The organism is Methylocystis sp. (assembly GCF_050251305.1).
Taxonomy (GTDB): Bacteria; Pseudomonadota; Alphaproteobacteria; order Rhizobiales; family Beijerinckiaceae; genus Methylocystis.
This window is the reverse complement of record NZ_JBFWNB010000006.1, coordinates 38,917-63,765: the sequence shown is the minus strand read 5'-3', so window position 1 is coordinate 63,765 and position 24,849 is coordinate 38,917. Positions and strand designations below refer to the sequence as shown.

At 63.2% G+C, this 24,849-nt stretch carries 25 protein-coding genes and 1 tRNA gene; 14 read left to right on the top strand and 12 right to left on the bottom strand.

The genetic code is table 11. The features are described 5' to 3' along the window. Positions 1-39: 39 nt before the first annotated feature. From AB7F41_RS03715 to AB7F41_RS03680, 8 genes are all read left to right on the top strand, one after another. Entirely contained in the window at positions 40-576 is a 537-nt protein-coding gene (locus AB7F41_RS03715) for a DUF3124 domain-containing protein (RefSeq protein WP_428381675.1), read from the top strand. Positions 577-625: 49 nt separating this feature from the next. Beyond that, a complete protein-coding gene (recF, locus tag AB7F41_RS03710; protein ID WP_428381674.1) occupies positions 626-1,762 on the top strand; it encodes a DNA replication/repair protein RecF in 1,137 nt (378 codons plus the stop codon). Positions 1,763-1,969: 207 nt separating this feature from the next. Next, on the top strand, positions 1,970-2,182 hold the full coding sequence (locus AB7F41_RS03705) for a hypothetical protein (protein ID WP_428381672.1): 213 nt from the start codon (positions 1,970-1,972) through the stop codon (positions 2,180-2,182). Between the two features lie 153 nt (positions 2,183-2,335). Further along, positions 2,336-4,771, top strand: coding sequence for a DNA topoisomerase (ATP-hydrolyzing) subunit B (gene gyrB / locus AB7F41_RS03700; protein ID WP_428381670.1), 2,436 nt, complete (start codon positions 2,336-2,338; stop codon positions 4,769-4,771). 102 nt (positions 4,772-4,873) lie between these two features. Next, positions 4,874-5,089: a type II toxin-antitoxin system RelE/ParE family toxin gene (locus AB7F41_RS03695; RefSeq protein WP_428381722.1), complete on the top strand. Its 216-nt coding sequence runs from the start codon at positions 4,874-4,876 to the stop codon at positions 5,087-5,089. Further along, on the top strand, positions 5,089-6,351 hold the full coding sequence (glyA, locus tag AB7F41_RS03690; protein WP_428381668.1) for a serine hydroxymethyltransferase: 1,263 nt from the start codon (positions 5,089-5,091) through the stop codon (positions 6,349-6,351). Before AB7F41_RS03695 ends, glyA begins: the two co-directional genes overlap by 1 nt. A gap of 8 nt (positions 6,352-6,359) precedes the next feature. Continuing rightward, the gene (locus tag AB7F41_RS03685; protein WP_428381667.1) at positions 6,360-6,686 is read left to right on the top strand and encodes a (2Fe-2S) ferredoxin domain-containing protein; all 327 of its coding nucleotides are present in this window, start codon (positions 6,360-6,362) and stop codon (positions 6,684-6,686) included. A 78-nt stretch (positions 6,687-6,764) separates the two neighbouring features. Continuing rightward, the gene (locus AB7F41_RS03680; RefSeq protein WP_428381665.1) at positions 6,765-7,010 is read left to right on the top strand and encodes a hypothetical protein; all 246 of its coding nucleotides are present in this window, start codon (positions 6,765-6,767) and stop codon (positions 7,008-7,010) included. Between the two features lie 34 nt (positions 7,011-7,044). Here AB7F41_RS03680 and AB7F41_RS03675 read toward each other — a convergent pair whose 3' ends face one another. From AB7F41_RS03675 to glsA, 3 genes are all read right to left on the bottom strand, one after another. Next, positions 7,045-10,338 carry an efflux RND transporter permease subunit gene (locus AB7F41_RS03675; protein WP_428381663.1) on the bottom strand — a complete coding sequence of 1,098 codons (3,294 nt, stop codon included), beginning with the start codon at positions 10,336-10,338 and terminating at the stop codon, positions 7,045-7,047. Positions 10,339-10,358: 20 nt separating this feature from the next. Beyond that, positions 10,359-11,555, bottom strand: a complete 1,197-nt coding sequence (locus AB7F41_RS03670) for an efflux RND transporter periplasmic adaptor subunit (protein WP_428381661.1) — start codon at positions 11,553-11,555, stop codon at positions 10,359-10,361. Between the two features lie 373 nt (positions 11,556-11,928). Beyond that, positions 11,929-13,773 carry a glutaminase A gene (gene glsA, locus AB7F41_RS03665; protein WP_428381660.1) on the bottom strand — a complete coding sequence of 615 codons (1,845 nt, stop codon included), beginning with the start codon at positions 13,771-13,773 and terminating at the stop codon, positions 11,929-11,931. Between the two features lie 330 nt (positions 13,774-14,103). Here glsA and AB7F41_RS03660 point away from each other — a divergent pair, with 330 nt between their 5' ends. After that, positions 14,104-14,370: a hypothetical protein gene (locus AB7F41_RS03660; RefSeq protein WP_428381658.1), complete on the top strand. Its 267-nt coding sequence runs from the start codon at positions 14,104-14,106 to the stop codon at positions 14,368-14,370. A 78-nt stretch (positions 14,371-14,448) separates the two neighbouring features. Here the strand turns inward: AB7F41_RS03660 and AB7F41_RS03655 are convergent, their stop codons facing one another. Both AB7F41_RS03655 and AB7F41_RS03650 read right to left on the bottom strand, forming a co-directional pair. Beyond that, complete coding sequence (locus AB7F41_RS03655; RefSeq protein ID WP_428381656.1) at positions 14,449-15,132, bottom strand: NrsF family protein; 684 nt, start codon at positions 15,130-15,132, stop codon at positions 14,449-14,451. A 4-nt stretch (positions 15,133-15,136) separates the two neighbouring features. Then, positions 15,137-15,712 (bottom strand): RNA polymerase sigma factor, encoded by a 576-nt coding sequence (locus tag AB7F41_RS03650; protein WP_428381655.1) that lies wholly within the window; start codon positions 15,710-15,712, stop codon positions 15,137-15,139. A 276-nt stretch (positions 15,713-15,988) separates the two neighbouring features. Here AB7F41_RS03650 and AB7F41_RS03645 point away from each other — a divergent pair, with 276 nt between their 5' ends. From AB7F41_RS03645 to AB7F41_RS03630, 4 genes are read left to right on the top strand one after another with little or no spacing between them, the layout of a single operon-like run. Beyond that, the gene (locus AB7F41_RS03645; RefSeq protein WP_428381653.1) at positions 15,989-16,267 is read left to right on the top strand and encodes a DUF2282 domain-containing protein; all 279 of its coding nucleotides are present in this window, start codon (positions 15,989-15,991) and stop codon (positions 16,265-16,267) included. A gap of 7 nt (positions 16,268-16,274) precedes the next feature. After that, positions 16,275-17,201 (top strand): DUF692 domain-containing protein, encoded by a 927-nt coding sequence (locus AB7F41_RS03640; RefSeq protein ID WP_428381651.1) that lies wholly within the window; start codon positions 16,275-16,277, stop codon positions 17,199-17,201. Then, a complete protein-coding gene (locus AB7F41_RS03635; RefSeq protein WP_428381649.1) occupies positions 17,185-17,958 on the top strand; it encodes a DNA-binding domain-containing protein in 774 nt (257 codons plus the stop codon). Before AB7F41_RS03640 ends, AB7F41_RS03635 begins: the two co-directional genes overlap by 17 nt. Before the next feature lie 51 nt (positions 17,959-18,009). Further along, positions 18,010-18,516, top strand: coding sequence for a DoxX family protein (locus AB7F41_RS03630; RefSeq protein ID WP_428381647.1), 507 nt, complete (start codon positions 18,010-18,012; stop codon positions 18,514-18,516). A gap of 48 nt (positions 18,517-18,564) precedes the next feature. Here the strand turns inward: AB7F41_RS03630 and AB7F41_RS03625 are convergent, their stop codons facing one another. From AB7F41_RS03625 to AB7F41_RS03600, 6 genes are all read right to left on the bottom strand, one after another. Next, positions 18,565-18,699 (bottom strand): hypothetical protein, encoded by a 135-nt coding sequence (locus tag AB7F41_RS03625; protein ID WP_428381645.1) that lies wholly within the window; start codon positions 18,697-18,699, stop codon positions 18,565-18,567. 164 nt (positions 18,700-18,863) lie between these two features. Beyond that, positions 18,864-19,073, bottom strand: coding sequence for a hypothetical protein (locus AB7F41_RS03620; protein ID WP_428381643.1), 210 nt, complete (start codon positions 19,071-19,073; stop codon positions 18,864-18,866). 191 nt (positions 19,074-19,264) lie between these two features. Continuing rightward, positions 19,265-19,546: a hypothetical protein gene (locus tag AB7F41_RS03615; protein ID WP_428381642.1), complete on the bottom strand. Its 282-nt coding sequence runs from the start codon at positions 19,544-19,546 to the stop codon at positions 19,265-19,267. Between the two features lie 161 nt (positions 19,547-19,707). After that, the gene (locus AB7F41_RS03610; RefSeq protein ID WP_428381641.1) at positions 19,708-19,920 is read right to left on the bottom strand and encodes a cold-shock protein; all 213 of its coding nucleotides are present in this window, start codon (positions 19,918-19,920) and stop codon (positions 19,708-19,710) included. 201 nt (positions 19,921-20,121) lie between these two features. Next, the gene (locus AB7F41_RS03605; protein ID WP_428381639.1) at positions 20,122-21,381 is read right to left on the bottom strand and encodes a DUF898 family protein; all 1,260 of its coding nucleotides are present in this window, start codon (positions 21,379-21,381) and stop codon (positions 20,122-20,124) included. 196 nt (positions 21,382-21,577) lie between these two features. After that, positions 21,578-21,654, bottom strand: a tRNA-Arg gene (locus AB7F41_RS03600). A 124-nt stretch (positions 21,655-21,778) separates the two neighbouring features. Here AB7F41_RS03600 and AB7F41_RS03595 point away from each other — a divergent pair. After that, positions 21,779-22,897 (top strand): methyltransferase, encoded by a 1,119-nt coding sequence (locus AB7F41_RS03595; protein WP_428381637.1) that lies wholly within the window; start codon positions 21,779-21,781, stop codon positions 22,895-22,897. Positions 22,898-23,059: 162 nt separating this feature from the next. On the opposite strand, the gene pgi is transcribed toward AB7F41_RS03595, so the two are convergent. Then, entirely contained in the window at positions 23,060-24,694 is a 1,635-nt protein-coding gene (gene pgi, locus AB7F41_RS03590; RefSeq protein ID WP_428381635.1) for a glucose-6-phosphate isomerase, read from the bottom strand. Positions 24,695-24,849: the final 155 nt, after the last annotated feature.

Genomic DNA, 24,849 nt, shown 5'->3' with positions numbered 1-24,849 from the left:
CGCCGCAACATGTTTATTCGAAAGGAAAAGATGCCCGCAATGCCTCATAGACGCGCCGCGCGGACGCTTGCGCTCGCTCTGGTCTTGAGCGCCTTTGTCGCCGAATGCGCGGCTCGACCGCTGCCGTCAGCTCAGCCTGTCATCGTCAGTCCCGACGCGACGACGTCCGCGCCGGCGGAGAAACTCGCCATTCGGGGGCGCACGTTCATTCCGCTGCATTCGACGCTGATCGGGCAAGGCGGCGTGACGCGGCTGAACTTTTCCGGCGCGCTCTCGATTCACAACGCCTCTTCGACAAATGTTCTCGCGATCGAGAAGATCGAATATCGCAGCGGCTCGGGGAAATTGATTGAAAACTACTTGAGTGAGCCCATCTATCTGAAGCCTTACGCCTCATTGCAGGTCATCATTGCGCAAGACGACGTTCGCGGCGGAACCGGCGCCAGTTTCACCGTCGACTGGTCGAACGCGGAAGGTTCGGACGAACCTTTGATCGAAGCCGTCATGACGTCCTACACCGGACCCCACAGCTACGCCATTCTCTCCCCGGGCCGGCGCGTCTCCCGTCCGCAATGACCGCTCGCGCGCTGGCGCCGCGTCGCTTCGATGCGACGGCGCGACGACGATGACCGCTGCGACCAAGAGCGCGATCCGCGTGCGCCGTGTGACGCTCTGCGACTTCCGCTCCTATGCGACGCTCGACTGCCGGTTCGATTCAAGGATGGTTGCGCTTTTCGGGGAGAACGGCGCCGGCAAAACCAATCTGCTCGAGGCGCTCTCGCTCTATTCGCCCGGCAGGGGTCTGCGCCGGGCGGAACTCGCCGAATGCGCGCGACGCGGCGGCGCCGGCGGCTTCGCGGCATCGATCGAAGTCGAAGCCGAGGGCATGGCGACCCAGCTCGGCCACGGGCTGGCGCCGTCCGGCGAGCGGCTTTTTCGCGTCGACCGCGCAACGGCGGGTTCCGCGCGCGCCTTCGCCGACCATCTGCGCGTGCTCTGGCTCACGCCCGCGATGGACGGGCTGTTCTCCGGCCCGGCCGGCGAGCGACGACGCTTTCTGGATCGGCTGGCGCTCGGCGTGGACGCCGAGCATGGCGCGCGCGCCAACAGGCTGGAGCGGGCGCTGCGCAACCGAAACAGGCTCCTTGAGGAGAGCGTCCCCGACCGGCGCTGGCTCGACGCGACCGAGCAGGAGATCGCTGCGACGGGAGTGGCGGTGGCGGCCGCGCGACGCGAGACCGTTTCACGGCTTGTCGCGCTGATCGCCGCTGGCAGAGACGACGCGTCGCCCTTTCCTTGGGCGGAGGCGACGATTGAAGGAGAGCTGGAGCGGCGTTTGGAGATTGAGCCGGCGCTCGCCGTCGAGGAATGGTTCCGGCGCGAACTCTCCGCCGCGAGGCGGCGCGACGCGGCCGCCGGACGCGCGCTGATCGGTCCCCAGGCCAGCGACCTTTTGGTGCGTCACGGACCGAAGGGCGAGGCGGCGCGCGCCTGTTCGACCGGCGAGCAGAAGGCGTTGCTGATGGGCCTGACGCTGGCGCACGCCAAATTGGTGGCCGCGATGACCGGCCAGGCGCCGCTCCTTCTGCTCGACGAGGTCGCCGCGCATTTTGACGTCAGGCGCCGGGAGGCGCTGTATCGCGAGCTTCATGCGCTCAGCGGCCAGGTCTGGATGACGGGCGCGGACCTCGCCGTGTTCGAGCCGCTGCGCGGCGGCGCCGAACTCCTGCTTGTCGCGCCTGGACGCGCGACCCATGTCTGACCGACGCGCGCCAACAGCCAGATCTACAACCAAAAATAGCGTAATCTAAATTAGATACTCGTTTAGCGTGTATTTAGATCAATTCTAGGCCTAAGCTGAAACAATTTCGCGCCACAATTGAAAAGAATTGGGGTAAGCATCACGACGTGTAGAGCGTGGCGGCGACGGCGTTCATGTTTTTGCAAACACCAAACAACCACGGGCTGAATGAGCACCGCACTCGCGATCATAGGACTGGCGCTCGCTGCGGTCTGGTTGTCTTTGGGCGCTTTCGTGGGATTTTCGGCGTGGTTCATTGGCGCCACATTTTTGGTCGTCGCGCTGATCTTCGCGCTGCGGGTTGACGCCGTAACGCGCGACATTCTCCGCCGGCGCGGCGATGGGCGCGACCGCGATCCGGAAAACCCTGCAGACGATTAGCCGGACCCCAGGGCGAGACCGCGCTCGGCACAAGCGCGCCGGCCGCCCAAAAGGGCTCAATCGTCAACTATTTCCGTGCATTGAGATCGTTATTTGATGTAAGATCGTTCGTTCGAATCACGCCTCTTTCAGAGAGCAGAAACCCCGGAAATTATGAGCGATACCGACAATCTGAACGGCGACCCGGCGGAATATGGCGCGGGGTCTATCAGGGTGCTGCGCGGCCTCGACGCCGTGCGCAAGCGCCCGGGCATGTATATCGGCGACACCGACGACGGCACCGGCCTCCACCACATGGTCTATGAGGTGGTCGACAACGCCATCGACGAGGCGCTCGCCGGCCATGCGACCGACGTCACGGTGACGCTCAACGCCGACGGCTCCTGCACGGTCTGCGATAATGGCCGCGGCATCCCGACCGATATCCATCATGAGGAAGGCGTCTCGGCGGCCGAGGTCATCATGACCCAGCTGCACGCCGGCGGTAAGTTCGATCAGAACTCCTACAAGGTCTCCGGCGGTCTGCACGGCGTCGGCGTCTCCGTCGTCAACGCGCTGTCGGTATGGCTGAAGCTGCGCATCTGGCGCGGCGGCAAAGAACATTTCATGGAGTTCGCCAACGGCGACGCGGTTGCGCCGCTCTCGGTTGTCGGCGACGCGCCGATCGCTGGCGCCGCGCCGAAGCGCGGGACGGAAGTGACCTTCCTGCCCTCCCCTGCGACCTTCTCGATGACCGATTTCGACTATGCGACGATCGAGCATCGTTTGCGCGAACTCGCCTTCCTGAATTCCGGCGTGCGCATCGTTCTGACCGACGCGCGCCACGCCGAGGTCAAGCGCGAAGAGCTCTATTACGAAGGCGGGCTCGAAGCCTTCGTGCGCTGGCTCGATCGCGCCAAGGCGCCGCTCGTCTCGGCGCCGATTCTCATCCACGGCCAGCGCGACCATATCAGCGTCGAAGTCGCGCTGTGGTGGAACGACAGCTATCACGAGAATGTGTTGGCCTTCACCAACAACATCCCGCAGCGTGACGGCGGCACGCATCTCGCCGGATTTCGCGCCGCGCTGACGCGCCAGATCACCGGCTACGCCGAATCCTCGGGACTCGCCAAGCGCGAGAAGGTCGATCTTACCGGCGACGATTGCCGCGAGGGCTTGACCTGCGTTCTGTCGGTGAAAGTCCCGGACCCGAAATTTTCGTCGCAAACCAAAGACAAGCTCGTCTCCTCGGAAGTGCGGCCTGCGGTCGAGAACGTCGTCAACGAGATGCTCGGCCAATGGCTCGAGGAGCATCCGGCGGAAGCGAAGAACGTCGTCTCGAAAGTCGTCGAAGCGGCCGCCGCGCGCGAAGCGGCGCGCAAGGCGCGCGAACTGACGCGCCGCAAGGGCGCGCTCGACGTCGCCAATCTGCCCGGCAAGCTCGCCGATTGTCAGGAGCGCGATCCGGCGAAAGCCGAACTCTTCATCGTCGAGGGCGACTCGGCCGGCGGCACGGCCAAGCAGGGCCGCAATCGCGAATTCCAGGCGGTGCTGCCGCTGCGCGGCAAGATCCTCAACGTCGAACGCGCGCGTTTCGACAAAATGCTGTCGTCCGAGCAGATCGGCACGCTGATCACGGCGCTCGGCACGGGCGTCGGCCGCGACGAATTCAACGCCGACAAGCTGCGCTACCACAAGATCATCATCATGACCGACGCCGACGTCGACGGCGCGCATATCCGCACGCTGATCCTGACGTTCTTCTATCGGCAGATGCCGGAGCTGATCGAGCGCGGCCATGTGTTCATCGCGCAGGCGCCGCTTTACAAGGTGACGCGCGGCAAGTCGACGCAATATCTGAAAGACGAACGCGCGCTTGAGGATTATCTGATCGAAAGCCTGCTCGACGGCGCGGTGCTGCGCTCCGGCTCGGAGGATCGCGCGGGCGCCGATCTGCGCAAGACTCTCGAAGACGCGCGCGCCTTTCGCAATGTCATGCTGAACCTGCATTCGCGCTACGACCGCGCCGTCGTCGAACAGGCGGCGATGGCCGGCGATCTGACGCCGGAGATGGATGAGGCGGAAGCGAAGCGCTACGCCGAAGATATCGCGCGGCGCCTCGACGCGATTTCGGAAGAGACCGAGCGCGGCTGGACGGGCGAGGTTCGCGACGGCGGCTATGTCTTCAAACGCACGCTGCGCGGCGTCACCCACGCCGTGACGCTCGACGCCTCGCTCCTGAATTCGAGCGAGGCGCGCAAGCTCCATGAGCGCGCCGAAAGTCTGCGCGAGGTTTTCGCCGGCCCGGCGACTCTGATCCGGCGTGGCGACGAAGCCCCGCTCTCAGGCCCGCTGGCGCTTTACGAGGCCATGAGCACGATCGGCCGCAAGGGGCTGACGATCCAGCGCTACAAAGGTCTGGGCGAAATGAACGCCGAACAGCTCTGGGAGACGACTCTCGACCGCGAGGCGCGTTCGCTGCTGCAGGTGAAGGTGAAGGAAGATTCCGAGGCCGACGACATTTTCGTCAAGCTGATGGGCGACGTCGTCGAGCCGAGGCGCGAATTCATTCAGGAGAATGCGCTGAGCGTCGCCAATCTGGATGTTTAAAATGAATCATCCGGACTGACCCGAAACCGCGGCCGATTGCAAGGCGCGTCCGACCTTGAGCGCATCGGCGATTACATCGCCAAGGAAAATCCGGTTGCGGCCGTGGCTTTCGTGATCGGACTGCGCAAACGGTGCGAACGGCCCGCCGAATTCCCGAAGCGCTTCCCGCTCACGCCCCGTGACGCACACGCTGGCGCGCGTCGGTCGACGCACGGGAACCATCTCATTTTTCACCGTGTCCGCGCAGAGGCGGTCGAAATCTTGCATCTTTTGCATGGCGCCCAGGATTACGAGGCCATATTGTTTCCGCGAGACTGATGACGCCAAAACTCCATGTCGGCCATTTGAACCTCGGCCTCTCCTCGGACCCGCAACTCGCCTCGGCCATCGCCGGCGAGTTGCGGCGACAGCAGGACTGCATCGAACTCATCGCCTCGGAAAACATCGTCTCGCGTCTCGTGCTCGAGGCGCAGGGCTCGATCCTCACCAACAAGACTGTCGAAGGCCTGCCCTATGCGCGCTATTACGGCGGCGCCGAATATGCCGACGCCATCGAAGCGCTCGCCATTGAGCGCGCGAAGACGCTGTTCAACTGCCGCTTCGCCAATGTGCAGCCGCATTCCGGCTCCAACGCCAACGCCGGCGTCTTTCTCGGCCTTCTGAAACTCGGCAACGCGATTCTTTCCATGGATGTCGCCGCCGGCGGGCATATCAGCCACGGCCATCCGGCGACGCTGGCCGGACGCGACTATAGAATCGTCTCCTATGGCGTCAGCCGCGAGACGGAGCGCATCGATCTCGACGAGGTGCACGATCTCGCGCGACGCGAACGCCCGCGCATGATGATCGCCGGCGGCTCGGCCTATCCGCGCACGATCGATTTCGCTGCGCTGCGCGCCATCGCCGATGACGTCGGCGCCTATCTTCTCGTCGACATGGCGCATTTCGCCGGCCTTGTCGCGACAGGGCTTTATCCCGATCCCCTGCCCCATGCGCATGTCGTGACGACGACGACATACAAATCGCTGCGCGGCGCGCGCGGGGGCATGGTCCTGTGGAACGACGAAACTCTCAGCAATCGCATCAACGCCGGCATATTTCCTGGCGTGCAGGGCTCGGTGCTGATGCATGGCGTCGCGGGAAAGGCGGCCTGCCTCGGCGAAGCCTTGCGGCCTGAGTTTACAGCCTACAACAGAGCGGTGATCGACAATGCGCAAGCGCTTGCGCGCGCGCTCGAGAAGACGGGTCTGCGGATCGTCACGGGCGGCACGGACATGGGCCTGATGCTCGTCGACCTTGCCGCGCGCCGGCTCACCGGCGACGTCGCCGCCAAGGCGCTCGAGCGCGCCGGCCTCGCCGTCAACAAGAACATGATTCCGTTCGATGCGCGCCCGCCCCAAGCGCCCTCCGGCCTGCGCCTTTCCAGCAACGCCGGAACCACGCGCGGCTTTAGCGCCGCGGAATTCGAAACGATTGCAGGATGGATAGACCGCGTCTTGAAAAACCCGAACGATGACGCCTCGATCGAAGAGGTCCGTCGAGACGTGGCGGCGCTCTGCGAAAAACATCCGATCTATTGAGCGCGCGCGTGAACGCTTCTCCCGTTCGACTTCTCGTCTGCGTCGGACCGCGCTGCGACGCCGAGGGAAAAGGCCGCGCGCTTCTCGCGGCGGTCGAAACATCCTTCGCGGAAGCCTTTTCGCAGGAGCTCGCGTCCGGGAGCCTCGTCATCGCGACGCGCGATTGTCTGCGGCTCTGCACCCGTGATCCCGTCGCGCGTTTCGAGCCGTCGGGCGACGCCTTGTCCAACCCTTCGCTCGACGACCTCTTGCGACTGACGCGCCTCGCGCTTGCCGAGCGCGATCGCGCAGGCGCCGAAGTCATGATTAACAAAGAAGCATTGCTTCGAAGTTAAACGCCATTTGCTTTTCCAAGAAACGGCTCTACTCTAAGTTTTGCGCATTATCAGAACGATAGGTGTGAAAGGAACAACATGCGTAAACTCATTCCGTATTCGCTGCTCCTCGCGTTGGCCGCGACGTCCGCCTCGGCCCAGGGCACGGCTCAGGAGCGCTCCGACTGCATGGGCGACGCCATGAGATTCTGCAGCTCCGACATTCCTTTCGTCGAAGAGATCGAAGCCTGTCTGGAGCAGAACATGGCGCGGTTGAGCCCCGCCTGCCGCCGCGAGTTCGCGCCGACGCGGACCACGAAGCTGCGCGAAGAATATTTTCAGTGAGTCTGCGCCGAACGCGGCGTCTCGCCGCGCTCGGTCATTGCATCCTGCGCCGGATGACGTCGAACCATCGCTTGGCCTGTCTCTTGGCTTGACCGACGTCAATCTTCCTGGCTTCGTGCAAGCCAATATCATGCGCAAACGTTCCGCCTGACTCTCCCGCCACGGGCGTCGCGCCCCGGGCGCCAACCAACGGGAGATATTGCGCGAGAATCCGCACGACCACATAGAAGGTCGGCGTAAAGATCAGGCCGAACAGCGTCACGCCGAGCATGCCGAAAAACACGGCGGTGCCGATCGACTGGCGCATCTCGGCGCCCGCCCCTTCGGCGACGGCGAGCGGCAGCACGCCGAGAATAAAGGCGAGCGACGTCATCAGAATTGGCCGAAGACGCGTGCGGGCGGCGGTGACCGCGGCCGCGAATTTCGACTGCCCGGCGTCCTCCGCCTGCTTGGCGAATTCGACGATCAGGATCGCGTTCTTCGCCGCGAGGCCGATCAACACCACGAGCCCGATCTCGACCAATATGTTGCGATCGAGCCCTCTCGACACGACGCCAAGCATCGCCGCCAGAATACACATCGGCACGATGAGAATCACCGAAATCGGCAACAGCAGACTTTCGTAAAGCGCCGCAAGCAGCAGAAAGACGAAGACCACTGCGAGGCCGAAGGCGATGGCCGCGGTGTGGCCGGCGAGCTTTTCCTGCAGGGCGATCTCGGTCCATTCGAAGCCGAATCCCTGCGGCAACTTCTCCGCCGCGAGCTTCTCTGTCGCCGCGATGCCCTGGCCGGAGGAAACGCCGCGCGCCAGATTGAGCTGCACCTCGGCGGCCGGATACAGATTGTAGCGCGGCACGCGAAACGCGCCTGTCGTGTCGCGGAATGTGGCGACGGCGCCGATCGGGGCCATCTCGCCCGAAGCGCTGCGCGTCTTGAGATTGGCGATGTCGCGCAGCGTGAGACGGTAGGGATTGTCCGCCTGCGCCATCACCCGGTAGGTGCGTCCAAGCACGTTGAAGTCGTTGACGAAGGTCGAGCCAAGATAGATCGAGAGCGTCTCGAACACGCGCGAGATCGGCACGCCGATGAGCTCGGCCTTAGTACGGTCGACGTCGGCGAAGATTTGCGGCGTGCGCGTGTTGAACAGCGTGAACGCCTGGGTGAATTCGCCCGAATGCCCGGCGGCGCCGGCGAGCGCCCATGTCGCGCCCTCGAGCGCGGGCAAACCGCGCCCGGCGCGGTCCTGCACATAGCCCTTGAGGCCGCCGCCGGTGCCGATGCCCGGGACCGACGCCGGCGCCAATACGAAGACAAACGCGTCGGTCAGCTTTGACAGCTGGCCGTAAATGTCCGCCTGGATCTGATCGGACGTCAGCCCTTTCTTGGCGCGCGCCGCGAAATCCTCCAGCGTGACGAAGATCACGCCGGTATTCGGCGCATTGGTGAATGTCGCGCCGTCAAAGCCGGTGAAGACGACGGCGTCCTTGACGCCCGCACGTTTCAAGATGATGTCGGTCGCCGCGCGCATGACCTTGTCGGTTCGGTCGAGGGTCGCGCCGGGCGGCAATTGGAACGCCGCGATCACATAGCCGCGGTCGAGTTGCGGAATGAGGCCGGTCGGCGTCCGACGCAACAAATCGAAGGCGAAAAAGATCAGGATCGCGTAGACGACGAGCATCACGACGCCAAGCCGGACAAGACGGGCCGTCGCCGCGCCATATGCGTTTGACAATTTGTCGAACGCGGAATTGAACGCGTCGAAAAAGCGCCGCAACGGCGCATGCGCCCAGCTCAGCCGATGATTGGCGACGCTCTCCGCCGCGTCGTGCGGCTTCAGCAACACCGACGCCAGCGCCGGCGACAGCGTCAACGAGACAAAGGCCGAGATCATCGTGGCGCTCGCGATGGTGATCGCGAATTGCTTGTAGAAGGCGCCCTGCAGGCCGCTGATGAAGGCCGTAGGAATGAACACGCCGCAGAGCACCAGCGCGATCGCGATCAGCGCGCCGCCAACCTCATCCATCGTCTTGTGCGCGGCTTCCTTGGGCGAAAGCCCTTGCGCGAGATAGCGCTCGACATTTTCAACGACGACGATCGCGTCGTCGACGACAATGCCGATGGCGAGAACGAGGCCGAAGAGCGACAGGGTGTTGAAGCTGAGGCCCGCGGCCTTCATCACCGCGAAGCTGCCGATGAGCGATACGGGGATCGCCGCAACCGGAATGATCGCCGCGCGCCAGGTCTGCAGGAACAGGATGACGACGAGGACGACGAGAACGATCGCCTCGAGCAGCGTATGGACGACCTCGTCCACCGACTGCTGAATGAACTCGGTGGGATTGTAGACGACCGCGTAATCGACGCCGGCGGGAAAATCCTTCTTGAGCCGCTCCATCTCCTGCTTCACGGCTTCAGCCGTCTGCAAGGCGTTTGAGCCGGGCCGCTGAAAAATGCCAAGCGCCGTCGCGACATCATGATTGAGATAGGCGTTGAGCGTGTAGTCCTGTGCGCCGAATTCGATGCGGGCGACGTCGCGCAGATGAATCTGGCCGTCGGCGTCGGCGCGGATGACGATATCGCCGAATTGCTCCGGCGTGCTCAGCCGCCCGAGGGTTTGCACCGAGAGCTGGAAGGCGCCGGCCGAAGCGGCGGGCGGCTGATTGACCGCGCCGGCGGCGACTTGCAGATTTGCGGCGCGCAGGGCGGCGACGACGTCGCCCGGCGTGAGGTCGCGGGCCTCGACTTTCGCCGGATCGAGCCAGACCCGCATCGAATAGTCTCTCGCGCCGAACAGGCGGGCGTCGCCGACACCGTCGATTCGAGCGATGGCGTCCTTCACGTAGAGAGTCGCGTAGTTTGAAATATACTGCTGGTCGCGCGAGCCGTCCGGCGACAGCAGATGGACGACCATCATCAGATCCGGCGAGGCTTTCTTCACCACGACGCCGAAACGCGTCACCTCCTCCGGCAATCGCGGATTGGCGATCGCGACGCGGTTCTGAACCAGCACCTGCGCGAGATCAATATTGACGCCCGGCTTAAACACCACGTCGATCGACACATGCCCGTCGCCCGTCGATTGCGACGTAATATAGAGCATGTCGTCGACGCCATTGACCTCCTGCTCGATCGGCGAGGCGACGGTCTCGGCGATCACATCCGCCGAAGCGCCGGGATAGGTCGCGCTGATGTTGACCGTCGGCGGCGCGATTTCCGGATATTCCGAAACCGGAAGCGCGCCCTGCGCGATCGCGCCGGCAAGCATCAGGAGCACGGACAGCACCGTCGCGAAGATCGGCCGCTCGATGAAGAAATGCGAAATGCGCATGGCGTTCCCGATCTCGGAGTCTAACGGTCGCCGGCCGCGACGGGCGCTTCCTTGATCTCGCCGTCCTTCGGCTGCACGCTCGCGCCGGGCCGCACCATCGGGTTCGCAAGCCCCCCGATGACAATGCGATCTTTCGCGTCGAGGCCGGACTCAATCACCCGCAGGCCGCTGTGGATGGGGCCGAGAGTCACGGATTTGGCGGCGACCTTGTTGTCGTTTCCCACGACAAACACGGTCTTGCTGGTCTGGTCCGAGACGACGGCGGCGTCGGGAATGAGCAGCGCGGCGATGTCGCCGCCGAACAGGCGCAGGCGCCCGAAAGTGCCCGGCGTCAGGAAGTAGTCCTTGTTGTCAAAAACGGCTCGGCCGCGGATCGTGCCCGACCGCCGATTGATTTGATTGTCGAGGAAGTCCATGACGCCGTTGCGCGTCCATTCCGTCTCGTCGGCCAGCCGCACCGAAACAGGATTCTTGAACTCTCGCGCGAGTTTCTTCTGACTCTCCGAGGCGCGCGCATAGCGGATGTAATCCGCTTCCGAGGCGTCGAAAACGAAGTGGATCGGATCGAGCGTCACGATCGTCGTCAGCAGAGTCGCGTCGGCCTGTCCGCCCTGAACGAGATTGCCCGGATCGACGCGACGGTCCGACACGCGCCCCGAGATCGGCGCGCGGACTTGGGTCCATTCCAGGTTGAGCTCGGCGTTGCGAAGCGCGGCTTCGGCGCTCAGGACCTGAGCTTTCGCGATCTCATTGTTCGCTCTGCGCTGGTCGACGTCGCGCGCAGTGATCGTGCGTCCCTGGGTCATCTCCTGGGCGCGCGCGTAATCGCGGTTTGACACCGTGGCCTGCGCCTGCGCGCGGGTGAGTTCGGCCCGCGCGCTGTCGACCGCGATCTGATACGGCCGCTGATCGATCACGAAGAGAACGTCGCCGGCTTTGACGAACTGGCCGTCGGTGAAATTGATCTTCTCGAGAGCGCCGGAGACGCGGGCGCGCACCTCGACTTGCTTCAAGGCCTCGAAACGCCCGGTATATTCGTCCCATCGCGGAATCGTCTTGGCGAGCGGACGGGAGACCACCACTTCGGGCGCCGGACCCTGCGCGTGCGCATCAGCGACCTGCGCCAAAAAAAGCAACGCCGCGAATGTCTTGAACAGAGCGCTTACCTTCCCGTGACCTGCGCCGCCGCGCGCCGCCACACAAGCCAACAGCGTCATCTCTCCTCCGGTTTCGACATTCGCATCCGCCTGGCGTTCTTGACCGGCGCATCAACTGAGCACGACGTAAGGGCTGCGTCGTGAGAACGCAAATGACGCCTTGAAACGCCTAGGCCTGCCGCTTTTGCTTATTCCCCCGCGGCATGGGCGACATTCGTCGAAGCGCCACACGACCGCGCCGCAGCTTCTCAAGCGCGTCTGCGGCCGCCTTTATTCTATACGACGCGCTCCGGCCCGGAATATGACGGCTTTGCGTATTCGCAGCGCATGACGCCGCCACCGTGGCGCTCGAGCGCACGGCGCCCAGGAACGCGGCATTGTCTGCCGGATTCGCCTCATCGCCCACTTCGTGACAGTCGCTGCGCCAAAACAGTCAATAGGCGCTGAGCAAATCCACTTTGGCGTTCGCAAGCACCAGACGTTTCGCCAATAGCGTTGCAAGATTTCTCATGATGAGCTCTCCGCTTTCCGGATGGCTCGTGCGGAATGTCGCATAGGCGGCCAGCGGCAGTTCGAGGCATTGGACCGCCGTGTCGGCCCAGACATCTGCGCTGCGCTCGCGTTCGATGAGCGCCATCTCGCCGAACGCCATTCCGGGCGAGAAGGATGCAAGGCGCGCGCCGCTGCGCAGCTTGACGCTGACCATGCCGCTGAGCAGAAAGAACAACGAGGCGGCCGGATCGCCGGCGGCGATGATCCGCTCGCCCGTCTTAAACGACCGCGCGAACCCAATCGCCGCAATGTGGTCGACCTCATCCGGGCTCAGCCCCGCAAGCAACGCTTGCTCGCTGAGATGGGTCGTCTTGGCGAGGCCCTCGAAGCCGCCGAAACGATAGATCACCTGGTCTTCGGCCCATTCGATCGCATCGTCGAGCAGCGGGAAATGATGGAGCTTCGGCGACGCCACAGTCTCCGCCAGGATCGCCTCACCCAGCGGCGAGCCCTTTTCAAATCCGGCGACGATGATTTTCTTGCCGCTGTCGGCGAGGCCTGCGAACGCGTCGCGGAGGAGTCGCGCAGCAGCGGTGGTCATGCCTGGAACGCGTCGAAAATCCAAGATCAACAGTTCGGCCGGACGTCCTTCACCAGCCAACCTGCGCGAGACATAGTCCATCGCGGCGAATGAGAGCGCGCCGACGAGCTCAAGAATGCGAATGTCGCTCGCATGCTCTTGAAGAATTTTGAGCTCGAAGTTCCGTCGGTTACGCCGCGAAGAAACGCCGCCGGCGTTGTAGTCGCTGATGACGCAGCTGCGCACGTCGTCGCTGCGGTTCAGCACATGCAAACCGAAATGCGCCGACAGCGCCTCGCAGACCTTTAACCCGCGCACGCTGTTGCCGTGACTGTCGAGCCGGGGAGAAAAGGTGCCGAGTCCCAATTGCGCCGGCAGAGAGGCGATGATTCCGCCTCCGACTCCGCTCTTCGCCGGAATTCCAACGCGATAAATCCACTCGCCCGCATAGTCGTACATGCCCGAGCTCGTCATGACCGAAAGCGTGCGTGCGACGACATAAGGGGAAATGATCTGCTCGCCCGTGAGCGGATTGCGTCCGCTGTTGGCGAGCGTCGCCGACATCACGGCGAGATCGCGCGCCGTGACGAGAACGGCGCATTGTCGAAAATAGACGTCGAGAACCGCATCGACGTCGTCCCGAAGCACCGAATAATTGCGCAGCAGCCAGGCGATCGCGCGATTCCTGTCGCCCGTCGCGCGCTCCGAGGCGAAGACCGCCTCGTCGATATCCAGTTCGCGTCCGGCGAAGCGCCCCAGCATGCGATGAATAAGGTCGAAAGCGCCGTCGCCTGCGTGGTGGCGGATCAAGCCTGAACAGGCGATCGCGCCAGCGTTGACCATGGGATTGAACGGCTTGTTGTCGCCCGTCAATCGGATCGAATTGAACGCCTCGCCACTGGGCTCGACGCCAATGATCGACTCGACGCGCTCGTGGCCGAGCGTCTCCAGGGCGAGAGCGAATACAAACGCCTTGGAAATCGACTGGATCGTGAACGGCGCTCCGCTGTCGCCGACTTCATAGACATAGCCGTCGATCGTTGCGAGGCTGACGCCGAAAAATCTCGGGTCTACCCGGGTCAACTCCGGAATGTAATCGGCGACCGCGCCTGAATCGTCGCGAACGAACTCGTCATGGCAGCGGCGCAAAAAGTCGGTCAGCGGTGGGACGAACGTCGTCTCCAAATTCACGAACTCCGCGATCAAAGCCGCTCTTGGATTTTGATCAGTTGTCGCAGCAAAGTATATGCCTGTCTTTCTTCTTCTTTATTGCCCGTTTGTTCATGCGTGACCTCAATCGAACAAGTCCGCAGCGCAACAGAGTTTTTTGGCGACTATTTTTTTGACGGCGGGCGCACAGCGCTTCCGAATGCGCGCCTGCGACGAGGCCTAGCGTCGGCGCGTGGCGGACGCCACCGCGCATCCATGCCCAGGGATGGCGCTGTAACCTTGTTGGCCACCGCCGCGAATAGGGTCCGCAGGCTCTCCAGGAGCCCGGACCGCTCGGCATGCGAGCGGAATTGCAAGGAGATGAAAATGAATGTCAAAATCGTTTCGGGCGCTTCGATTGCCGCTGCGGCGATCGCCTTGGCGCTGAGCGGCGGGACGACGTCGCCGGCGCTCGCCAAGAAAATGAGCAAGTCGGTTCATTGCAGCGGAATCAATTCATGCAAGGGCACAAGCGCGTGCAAGACGGCGAACAACGCCTGTAAAGGCATGAACTCCTGCAAGGGTCAGGGGTGGACGCCCGCAAAATCGGCGAAGGCTTGCGAGGCGAAGGGCGGCACGGTCACGGACATGTGAGTCAAGCGGCGCGGGCGGACGCGTTGTCTCCGTCCGTCCGCGCCGCGCGTTCTCGTGAGCCACGACGTCAAGCGACGCTTAGCGACGATGGCCTTGAAAAGACGCGATCAATTCATCGCGGAGCGTCCAGTGCAGCAGGACCCGCCCGAAAAGCGATGCGAGTCCGGTCAGCAGGACGACCGAGCCGAACTGCCAGATACAGACGGAGACGGCCGCGTCCTGTCTGAAGGAGAGACGCAGCGCCGCGGCCGCCAGGGCCGTCGACGCGAGCGCCGCAAGACCGATGGTCACGAAAGGCGCGATGGGCGCGCCGCGCTTGACCATGGAAAGAATAAGGATCGCCGCTGGTATGCTCATGGCGAGGATCGTCGGCAGGCAGTAGACGTCCGAATGCGACAGCAGGCCGGACAGGCCAAAGGCGGCGATGTCGCGCCAACAGCCCACCACAAGCGCGCCCGCCCAGATCAAACAGAACAATCCGGCGGCGAAACGTTCCCAGATCGGGCGCGCCGGACACCCAGCGCTGAACGCGCCCGCCGCCGCCACCAAGCTCGTCAGAAACGCTGCGCCGACCTCAGTCGCAAATCGCGGGTCGGCGATCTTGGCGAGAATGTCGGGTCTGAGCCCCATCATCGCCACCACGGCCGCGACGTAGCACAGCGAAACCGCAAACCAGCCGAGCGCCCGCAACGCAGGATGCGCGAGCGGCCGTATCGGCGCGCAATTCTCGGTCAACGCCCGGATCAGATCTTCGTTCAACATTCGCCTAGCCATTCCGCTCCAGCGCCTGCCGCATCGCCTTTATGGCTCTATGAATTCCGACTTTGAGCGAACCGACGCTCTTCCCTGTGACCTGGGACGCTTCGTCCAGCGTAAGACCCTGGATCTTAATCAGTTCAATCGCCTGACGCTGACCATGCGGCAGGATCGCCATCGCTCTGCGAAGCGCCTCCTGATCATCCCTCGCCTCCTGTTCGGATTTCGCGCCGTCGCCGTCAAAAGTTTCAGGCAATACGTCGACCGTCGTTTCATTGGCGCCGCGCGCGTAACGACTCCGCTGCGCATCCGCGACTCGGCGCGCGGCGATGGTCATCAGCCAGGGCGTGAACGGACGCCGACGATCATAGGTCTGGCGCACGGTGTGAATCGACGCCAAGATTTCCTGAACCACGTCTTCCGTATCCTGCGCATTTGGCCATCTTCGCTGGACGAAGCGGCGCAGGACGGGAAAGAGATCGGTCAATAGCGCGCCATAGGCGGCGTGGTCGCCGTCCTGGGCCGACGCCATCAGCGCGCGCCAGCGGCCTTCCCGATCGTTCGACCTGTCGCTCAATTCGCCCATGTCCGCTGCGAATCCGCGTGGCTTGGCCGCGCCGCTCCCCGAGCTGAAGCCGACTCTTCGCCCAATCGGCGCAATCTCACTGCGCCAGTTCTAATCGATCGCGGGTCGGCGCGCCATCCGCCGAACGCGCCCCTCGGCCTCCGAACGCTTGGACTGTAACCTTTGACGCCGCCGCAACGAAATTGAACGTGAGACGGCGAGCCTCGACAGGCGCTCCCGTCCGGCATCCGCCCAATCGCAGATTTTTAAATCGGACCGAAGCAGAGGGAGACCAAAATGTCAGACAAGAAGCTTTGCGCCGCTTTCGCAATCGCCGGCGCTTTCGCGACGGCCATGACGCTGGCGGAAACCGCGAAAGCCGCAGCCGATCTGGAGAAATGCTTCGGCGTCTCCTTGAAAGGCAAGAATGATTGCGCGGCGGGACCGGGAACGAGCTGCGCGGGAACGTCGAAGGCGGACTATCAAGGCGACGCATGGAAATATGTTCCGAAGGGCACATGCACGTCCATCGTGACGCCCAAGGGCAAGGGCAGCCTCGAACCGATCTCCCACTGATCGCGACATGGGACCGGGCGCCTCCCTCCCGCAAAGCTGCGGACGCGCCGCGTCCTCGCTGCCTTCTCGCGCGGGGGTCGGGTTTAAGAGCGCGCATTTCGCCGACATCGAGACCTCGGCGCCCGACGTCGGCTTCTTTGAGATTCACGCTGAAAATTTCATGGTCGCGGGGGGCCCGCAACACGCGCAGCTCAGCCGGTTGCGCCGGGATTTTCCTCTGTCGATCCATGGCGTCGGGCTTTCGATCGGCGGCGCCGCGCCGCTCGATCGCGAGCATCTGCGCCGCGTGACGACGCTTGTCGAACGCTACGCCCCGGCGGCCTTCTCGGAGCATCTCGCCTGGTCGACGCAGGAGGGAAGATTTTTCAACGACCTGCTGCCCCTGCCCTACAATGCGACGACCTTGGCGCATGTCGTGGACCATGTGAACGAGGTCCAGGACGCGCTTGGCAGGCCAATCCTTCTTGAAAATCCCGCAGCCTATCTTCGATTCCGATCCTCGGATTATTCGGAGATCGCATTCTTGCGCGAGATCGTCCGCCGCACGGACTGCCGCCTGCTGCTCGACGTGACCAATGTGTTTGTCAGCGCGACGAACCTCGGCTTCTCCCCCAGCGATTACATTGACGCATTTCCGATGTCATATGTCGAAGAGATTCACCTCGCCGGATATGCCGAAGACGTCGACAAGGTCGGCGATCCACTGCTGATCGACGCGCATTGCGCGCCCGTCCAGGACTCGATCTGGCGCCTCTATGAACGCGCCCTGGCGCGGCGCGGGCCGGTCGCGACCCTGATCGAATGGGACAATGACGTTCCGCGCTGGCCGCAGCTTTTGGCGCAGGCCGCGCGCGCCGCGTCATTTCTCGCGGCGACTTCGCGCGCCCGTATAGAGAGGCCTACATCAGAGGCGCTTCATGCCGACCTCGGCTGACTTCGATTCAGGCGCGTTCGTCCGGGCGCTGCTCGATCCCGAGTCGCCGCCGCCGGACGATCTTGAAGGGCGTGACGGCGTTTCGCCGGCGCGACGCTTCGCCGTCTATCGCAACAATATCTGCGTCGGACTGGTCGATGCGCTGGCGGAACGCTTTCCAGTTTGCCGGCAATTGGTCGGAGACGAATTCTTCCGCGCCATGGCCAGACACTATGTGCGCAGATTCCTGCCGTGCTCGCCGATCCTTTTCGAATATGGCGACGAGTTTGCCACATTCGTCTCGACCTTTGAGCCCGCGCGCCAGCTTCCCTATCTTGGCGACGTCGCACGGCTCGAATATGCCGTCGGCCAGTCCTTTCACGCCGCTGACGCCGCGCCGCTGCCCATGGAAAAACTCCGGGCGCTTCAGCCTGAGCGACTCGCGCGCGCGACCGCGACGCTGCATCCGTCCGCCTATGTCCTTGCATCGCGATATCCGATCATTTCGATCTGGAAAGCGCATCTGTCGGACGACGAGAGGAACCCGCTGAATCTGGACGACGGCGAGGAGGCGCTCGTCGTCCGTCCCGCGCTGGAGATCAGAGTGACGATTCTGCCCGCCGGCGGATCGGCTTTCGTCAGTGCGCTTCAGGAAGGAAAGACGTTCGGCGCGGCGATGGCTGTGGCGACGGGAATCGCCGCGGATTTCGACCTGACCGGCTGCCTGCGCGAGCTTATTGTATCGGAAGCCTTCGTGACCGTCAGCGCCGCGCGTTAAACGCGCAGGAATATTTGCGCCGCGACAATCATTGGTGGAGCTTGAACCGTTATGAACATCGTAAGAATGATGACGGCCTGGGCAGAAGCGATCCCTTATTCTTTGATCGCGCTGTTTCTGCGGATCGTCGCGGCGCATCCGTTCTTCGTCTCCGGTCAGACCAAGATCGACGGGCCGACCATCGGCGGCGAATTCCTCGGCGTCGATCTGACGTTTCAAATTCCGACCGCGGTGCGCAGCGCGACATTCGCGCTGTTCGCCGATGAATATAAGGTTCCGCTCATTTCGCCGACGGTCGCCGCCTATGTGGCGAGCGCGCTCGAATTCGTACTGCCGGCGCTGCTGTTGATCGGGCTTTTCACACGCCTGTCGGCGTTTGGGCTTCTGATGATGACTCTCGTCATTCAGATCTTCGTCTATCCCGATGCATGGTGGACGGTTCACGCCTATTGGGCGGCGATTCTCATCGTGCTGATCGCCCGGGGGGCCGGCGCGATCTCCATCGACCGTCTGCTGTTCCGGCGTTGGTCGCCGGAGCGTGAGACCGCCGTCCGGTAAGCGGAAGACTTCGGCGCGCGCTTGCGCGCCAACGCCTGACGCGGCAGATCACGGCTCTTCGACATAGAAGACAGACTGCGTCTGTTGCGGCGTCGTATGGGCATGCGCCAAGCCGATGCCGACTCCGAAGAAAATGGCTGACCCGACGATCGCTCCGACGATGGCGCTGGTGAATTTCGACATGACGTCCTCCTGTGTTCGTTAAGGAGACGTTACCGCTGACGCCGACAGACGAATGTGCATTGGCGCACACGCCGACCGCGCCCGAGCGGCGCGGCCCGCATTCACGCAATGGCTCATCCCCGGGAGAGAAACGCACGGCGCCAATGTCCAAGGCCGAGGATCGCCTAGCGGCGATCCATCCACGCGCCCAACAGCGCGCCGCCGATAGCGCCTGCGAGGGCGCATGTGAAACCCACGGAAAGCCCCGCCGCGGCGACGCCCAGACCCGCCGTAAGCGCCGCGCCGACGCCGGCGAAGGCGATGGACGCCGTAGAGCGGACGAGTCCGTCAGACGTCCTGGCGTGAGTCCTGGCCGTTCTTCCTCTCCTGGCCATTTCCAGATCCTCGCTTGCGCTCAGGCTTTTCGCCTGATCGCGCCCTAAAAGGCCCCAGATAGGGCGTTCTCTGCGCAGGAGCGAGGCGCGCCGATCAGCGGATCACCGAAAATTTTGCCGTTTGACCGAATGGCGCGATCTGAACGCGGCGCAACCGCGCTGAATCGCCCCGCTGCAGTCAGTCGGATGCTTCAGCCTGTCCTTGACGCGCGACGGACGCGGCCTTGTTCGGACCTGCGTCGTAACGGGTAATCGGCGCTGTCATAGAGGGGACGAATCTCCCGGCCAAAAAAATGCTGCTCATCGACTTCCAGCGAGCAACTGGCCAGGGCTTTGGGGGAAAGCTCTTCGACCGCGTAGCGAATCGCCTGCGAGGCGTTCGGAAAGCGGCGAAAACTTAGCGACTTATATTTCGAATGCGTCGCCTTGCAGAAAAAGAGGACCGCTTCGGTTCTATAGTCCTTCGCGTTCATCGTCCTTCTCCCAGGGCTGTCGGGCGAACGTTCTGCGTGAATCGCGTCCGACGTCTGATGCCGCGCTGTCTTGCTCCTCCGGAGAGAGCGTCCCGCCCCTGACGCATCGATCGCAAACGCGGAGGATCGTCAGGGGCGAAAGGTTGATTCGTCGGCGACCCTTAGTCGGCGATTTGCAGCTTGTCGGCCGACGACTTGCCGCTGCGCCGATCGACCGCGATTTCGTAGGTCAGCCTCTGGCCTTCAGCGAGGCCGAGCAGCCCGGCGCGCTCAACCGCGCTGATGTGGACGAAGACGTCCGGGCCGCCGGACTCCGGCTGAATGAAGCCGAACCCTTTTTGGCCGTTGAACCATTTTACAGTGCCGGTCTGCATCACATGTCCTTTCGAGAACAAGCTGACTGCGCTGTGCACGATTGCAAAGCGCCTGTGGATCGAAGTTCTGGAGAGGAAGTCAGAAGCCGACGCGCCAAGGCAGCGCAAGCAAGATCGTTCGGCCGAAATTCGATAGGTATCAGTTAGCGCTTATGCCCGAAATTGCAAGCTTCGTGGCGTTGTCATCTTTGACCTGAGATTTCAAACAGACACGTCGAACTCAGGAGCTGTCATTAACTTCACTTCGATTTCTGAGCCGACGTGAATTTCGGCCATATTCGAAATCAGCGCAGTCGAATCGTGCAATGTTAGTGAGCCGACGATGACCGCCCAGAAGCGCGGTTCGAACAACCAATTCCAGACGGCATCCGCGCCGATTGCGCAATAATAAGAGACCGCGACGATATGAATCGGTTCGTCCGCGAACTGCCATTCCAAACTCGACAGCGTTAGAAGCGTCAATAAAACGAAAACGGCGACGAACGCGTAGAAGACGAAATAGATTCCCATGAACGACGATCGTTCAAGGCTCGACGTCACATAGGCGTCGCCAAACCGAACCCCCTCGAGCCGCCATTTCCAGGTGAGCGCTACGAATCTCGGATAGGCGAAGGCGACGACGGGGAGCAAGACAATAACAATGAGACTGTAAGCCATCATAGAACGCCCAGCAGAGTCGGCGGCGCTCCCTGTTGATTCGTCAGCAATCATGTTCTGCATGTTTTCATTCAAATATCTGTTGCACACCCAAATTCCCGGAATGCTAACAATCAACAGAATTCTGGACCAAAGCCACGCGGGCAACAATAGAATTCCACGGCCCACCAGGACGGTGCTGCTCCCATCGAAATCGAAACCCTGCGAACCGTAAAAAGTATGCCTCAGCATATATCGAGTGAGCGCGGCCTGCGCCGACGGCCAGCCGAGCCCAAGCGAGACAGCGCTCGCAGCTCCCCACGCAAGAGCGCGCAGGAAATACGCGACAACCGACCCGTCCGCGCTGAAGCGGCGGCCACGCCAGAGCGTGTGGTTCAAGCGATAGCGCCAATCGGCGAATTTCATCGCACGCCAATAGGCAAACGCGAATATTGCTGCCGTCAAAACGAAGTAGTCCGCGTATTCGCCCACAAAAGCCGACTCAAGTCGAGAAAATACGAAACCAATTCCCGCCAACGGGACGGCGCCGGCGGCGAATTGCAGTAGCGCCACCCGCGCGTCGCCGTCATAGACCAGCGGATCGCCGAGAATTTTGGTATTTGACCACAAATAGCGGCGCAGCTTCGACAGAAGCCAGAATCGGCCTACGCCGAGCGAAAGTTGGCTTACGGCGGCCGCCAAGCTGCCAATAAACGTGAAACCCGGATCTTGGTCAGCAAAGGAAACAGACTTTTGCGTTTGAGCACTCGGCAGCTCTTCAATTCTCGGCGGCACGAAAATTCTTCTTTCGAGATTCCAAGTCATTCCCAGCCACGAGCCCGACGGGCAGGCATCTCAGCAGGCGCTGAAGCGCATGCAAAGGGTCCCTCGTGGCTCGGCGCCGGCGAAAGCCAGTTTCGAGCGCTTGAAAGAAGCCTTTTGATCTTGCTGGCGCCAATGAGCTGCGAGGACGCGCAGCAATTTCTCGCCCAAACGGCGGGATTTTCGTGTTAGTGCGACATGGCGCGCCCGACATGATTCGAACATGTGACCTTTGCCTTCGGAGGGCAACGCTCTATCCAGCTGAGCTACGGGCGCAGGCGCGCAGCTTTTCTACAGGAAGGGCCGCCGCCCCGCAACGCTCCTCCTGCAACGCTGCTCCCGCCATGCGACGAATGTCGCGGCCGCGTGTTATGGCGAGGGCCGCACCCGTGAGGCCCCCTTGACCTTTCTCGACCGCTGGCGCGAGCGCTGGCGCAATGTGCGCGACAGGCTCGTCGCCGACCCCCGATTTCAGCGCTGGGCGCTGAACAACCCCGTCACGCGCCCCTTGGCGCGTCGCGGCGCGCGCGCCGGGCTCGATCTCGCCGCCGGCTTCGTCTATTCGCAGGTTCTCGTCGCCTGCGCGCAACTGAAGCTCTTCGACCTGTTGCGCGGGGGACCGCTACCCGTCGACGCGCTCGCGACGAAGCTCTCGCTGTCCGAACCCGCGACGCGGCGCCTGCTGGACGCGGCGTCTTCGCTCGACCTCGCCGAGCGGCGCAGCGGCGGCAGATACGGGCTGGGCCTGCTCGGCGCCGCCTTCGCCGGCAATCCTCAGGCGCTCAGGGTCGTCGAACATCAGCCGCTGCTTTACGCCGATCTCATCGATCCGGTCGCGCTGCTGCGCCAGGAAAAACGCGGCGCGCTCGCCGACTATTGGCCCTATTCGGACGGCGATTCGCCGAAAACGCTTTCGGCGCAACAGGTCGGCCCCTATAGCGCGTTCATGGCCGCGACTCAGCCGATGGTCGCGCAGCAGGCGCTCGACGCCTACGACCTGTCGCGCGGCCGCCGCCTCCTCGACGTCGGCGGCGGCGAAGGCGTGTTTCTCGCTGCCGCCGCAGACCGCGCGCCGCAGCTGCGGCTTGCCTTGTTCGATCTTCCCGCCGTGGCCGCGCGCGCAAGAGAACGGCTCGACGCGGCGGGCCTGCTTGCGCGAACCGACATTTACGGCGGCGACTTCCTCAATGATCCGCTTCCGGAAGGCGCGGACATCGCGACGCTGATCCGCATCGTGCATGACCATGACGACGCGTCCGCGCTCAAGCTGCTGCGCAATGTGCGCAAGGCGCTGGCGCCCGGCGCGACGCTGCTGATCATCGAAGGCATGTCCGGCGTCAAAGGCGCCGAACCGCTCGACGCCTATTACGGCTTCTACACGCTGGCGATGGGGCGCGGCGAGCCGCGCCGCGTTGAAGAGATCGAGGCGTTGCTGCGCGACGCGGGATTCGGCAAATTCCGACTCGCGCGCAATCCATTGCCCGCTCTTGCGAGCATTCTCGTCGCGCAGGCGGTCTGATGCCTGCGATCTGGATCCCCGATCGCGCGCGTCGCGCGCATTGGGAATGACACCCTCGCACGGTCAACGGCCGCGATCTCATTCTGGGTGGGCCGAAGGCCTGATCGGCAATTCAGAAAAGGGGCCCGAGCGAGTTGCCCCACATCGCGGAACGAAGCCTGCTTAGTGCGCCCGTCGCCACGCGATCAGGCCCGCGGTCGAGCCGTCCAGTCCCTGCGTCGATTCGTCCTTGTTCTCGACGATCGGCGCCAGCCGGTTCGCCAGCTCCTTGCCGAGCTCCACGCCCCATTGGTCGAAAGGATTGATGTCCCAGATCACCGACTGAACGAAGACCTTGTGCTCATAGAGCGCGACGAGGCGTCCGAGCGTGCGCGGATTGAGTTGGCGATAGAGCAGCACGCTCGACGGGCGATCGCCGGAAAAGGTCTTATGCGGCGCAAGCCGCTCCACCTCTGCTTCGCTCAGCCCCTGCCCGCGCAATTGCGCTTTCGCTTCTTCTAGCGTTCGACCGCGCATGAAGGCTTCGGCCTGCGCCAGGCAATTGGCGAACAACAACTCGTGATGACGTTCGTCGGCGGCGGTTGGCTCCGCCGCAACCAGGAAGTCGATCGGAACGACATCCGTTCCCTGATGCAGAAGCTGAAAGAACGCGTGCTGCCCGTTGGTGCCCGGCTCGCCGAAGATCACCGGACCGGTTTCGTAATCGACCGGCGCGCCGGCGCGCGTCACCGACTTGCCGTTCGACTCCATGTCGAGCTGCTGCAGATAGGCGGGAAACCGTGCGAGCCGTTGATCATAGGGGATGACCGCATGCGCGCCGCAGCCCATGACGTTCCGGTGCCAGACGCCGAGCAGTCCCATCAGCGCCGGGATGTTTCGTTCGAGCGGCGCGTCGCAGAAATGCCTGTCGACGTCGTGGCCGCCCTGCAGAAACCGCAGGAAATGCTCCGGCCCCACGGCGATGGCGAGCGCCAGGCCGATCGACGACCACAGCGAATAGCGGCCGCCGACCCAATCCCAGAACCCGAAGACGCGCGCGGGATCGACGCCGAATTCGGCGACCTTGTCGAGCCGCGTCGAGACGGCGGCGAAATGCGCCTTGACCGCCGTTTCGCCGAGGCTAGCGACGACGCGCGCGCGCGCGCTTCTTGCGTTCGCCATCGTCTCCTGCGTCGTGAACGTCTTCGACGAGATGATGAACAGCGTGCGCGCCAAGTCGAGATTGCGCAGCGTGTCCGCGAGATCGGCGCCGTCGACATTGGCGACGAAATGCATATGCGGCCCCTCGCCGCGATAGGGCGAGAGCGCGCGCGACGCCATCGCCGGACCGAGGTCGGAACCGCCGATCCCGATGTTGACGACGTCGCTGAAGGGCGCGCCGGTTGCGCCGCGCGCATCGCCTGAGCGAATGGCGCGCGCGAAGGCGAAAACCTTCTCGCGCTCAGCTTCGATCAGCGGCCGCATATTTTCGCCGCCGACAAGAAGCGGGCGACTGGAGAGATCGCGCAGCGCCATATGCATGGCCGCGCGCCTCTCGGTGTTGTTGACGGGGTCGCCGGAGAAGAGCGCCACGCGCCGCGCTTCGAGGTCGCGCGCCTGCGCCAGGGAAACGAGCAGCGCGATCGTCTCGCGCGTCACTTTATGCTTCGAAAAGTCGAAGAGAAGCTCGTCAAGCTTGACGCTGAAATTCTCGAAGCGCGCCGCATCCTCGGCAAAGAGATCGAGCGTTCGCGTTCGCGCCAAAGCGGCCGCGTGAAACTTCAATGCGCCAAAAGCGACGGCGACAGCGTCCGACATGCGTTTCCCGACCAGCAAGCAGTGTCCTCAGCGCGTTTTACCCGATTCGGCGGCGCGGCCGCCCGCCATCTTTACGATGCGGCGCGCGCCCCTAAATTTTTACTGTATTGTGACAGTCGGATGTGAAATCCATATCTGTTGCATGACGCTTTTCT

Bases quoted from the DNA above. Each gene is read 5' to 3' on its own strand.
- AB7F41_RS03715 (WP_428381675.1), top strand. From the start codon at position 40: ATGCCTCATAGACGCGCCGCGCGGACGCTTGCGCTCGCTCTGGTCTTG.
- recF (WP_428381674.1), top strand. From the start codon at position 626: ATGACCGCTGCGACCAAGAGCGCGATCCGCGTGCGCCGTGTGACGCTC.
- AB7F41_RS03705 (WP_428381672.1), top strand. From the start codon at position 1,970: ATGAGCACCGCACTCGCGATCATAGGACTGGCGCTCGCTGCGGTCTGG.
- gyrB (WP_428381670.1), top strand. From the start codon at position 2,336: ATGAGCGATACCGACAATCTGAACGGCGACCCGGCGGAATATGGCGCG.
- glyA (WP_428381668.1), top strand. From the start codon at position 5,089: ATGACGCCAAAACTCCATGTCGGCCATTTGAACCTCGGCCTCTCCTCG.
- AB7F41_RS03680 (WP_428381665.1), top strand. From the start codon at position 6,765: ATGCGTAAACTCATTCCGTATTCGCTGCTCCTCGCGTTGGCCGCGACG.
- AB7F41_RS03675 (WP_428381663.1), bottom strand. From the start codon at position 10,338: ATGCGCATTTCGCATTTCTTCATCGAGCGGCCGATCTTCGCGACGGTG.
- AB7F41_RS03670 (WP_428381661.1), bottom strand. From the start codon at position 11,555: ATGACGCTGTTGGCTTGTGTGGCGGCGCGCGGCGGCGCAGGTCACGGG.
- AB7F41_RS03660 (WP_428381658.1), top strand. From the start codon at position 14,104: ATGAATGTCAAAATCGTTTCGGGCGCTTCGATTGCCGCTGCGGCGATC.
- AB7F41_RS03655 (WP_428381656.1), bottom strand. From the start codon at position 15,132: ATGTTGAACGAAGATCTGATCCGGGCGTTGACCGAGAATTGCGCGCCG.
- AB7F41_RS03650 (WP_428381655.1), bottom strand. From the start codon at position 15,712: ATGGGCGAATTGAGCGACAGGTCGAACGATCGGGAAGGCCGCTGGCGC.
- AB7F41_RS03645 (WP_428381653.1), top strand. From the start codon at position 15,989: ATGTCAGACAAGAAGCTTTGCGCCGCTTTCGCAATCGCCGGCGCTTTC.
- AB7F41_RS03640 (WP_428381651.1), top strand. From the start codon at position 16,275: ATGGGACCGGGCGCCTCCCTCCCGCAAAGCTGCGGACGCGCCGCGTCC.
- AB7F41_RS03635 (WP_428381649.1), top strand. From the start codon at position 17,185: ATGCCGACCTCGGCTGACTTCGATTCAGGCGCGTTCGTCCGGGCGCTG.
- AB7F41_RS03630 (WP_428381647.1), top strand. From the start codon at position 18,010: ATGAACATCGTAAGAATGATGACGGCCTGGGCAGAAGCGATCCCTTAT.
- AB7F41_RS03625 (WP_428381645.1), bottom strand. From the start codon at position 18,699: ATGTCGAAATTCACCAGCGCCATCGTCGGAGCGATCGTCGGGTCAGCC.
- AB7F41_RS03620 (WP_428381643.1), bottom strand. From the start codon at position 19,073: ATGGCCAGGAGAGGAAGAACGGCCAGGACTCACGCCAGGACGTCTGAC.
- AB7F41_RS03615 (WP_428381642.1), bottom strand. From the start codon at position 19,546: ATGAACGCGAAGGACTATAGAACCGAAGCGGTCCTCTTTTTCTGCAAG.
- AB7F41_RS03610 (WP_428381641.1), bottom strand. From the start codon at position 19,920: ATGCAGACCGGCACTGTAAAATGGTTCAACGGCCAAAAAGGGTTCGGC.
- AB7F41_RS03605 (WP_428381639.1), bottom strand. From the start codon at position 21,381: ATGACTTGGAATCTCGAAAGAAGAATTTTCGTGCCGCCGAGAATTGAA.
- pgi (WP_428381635.1), bottom strand. From the start codon at position 24,694: ATGTCGGACGCTGTCGCCGTCGCTTTTGGCGCATTGAAGTTTCACGCG.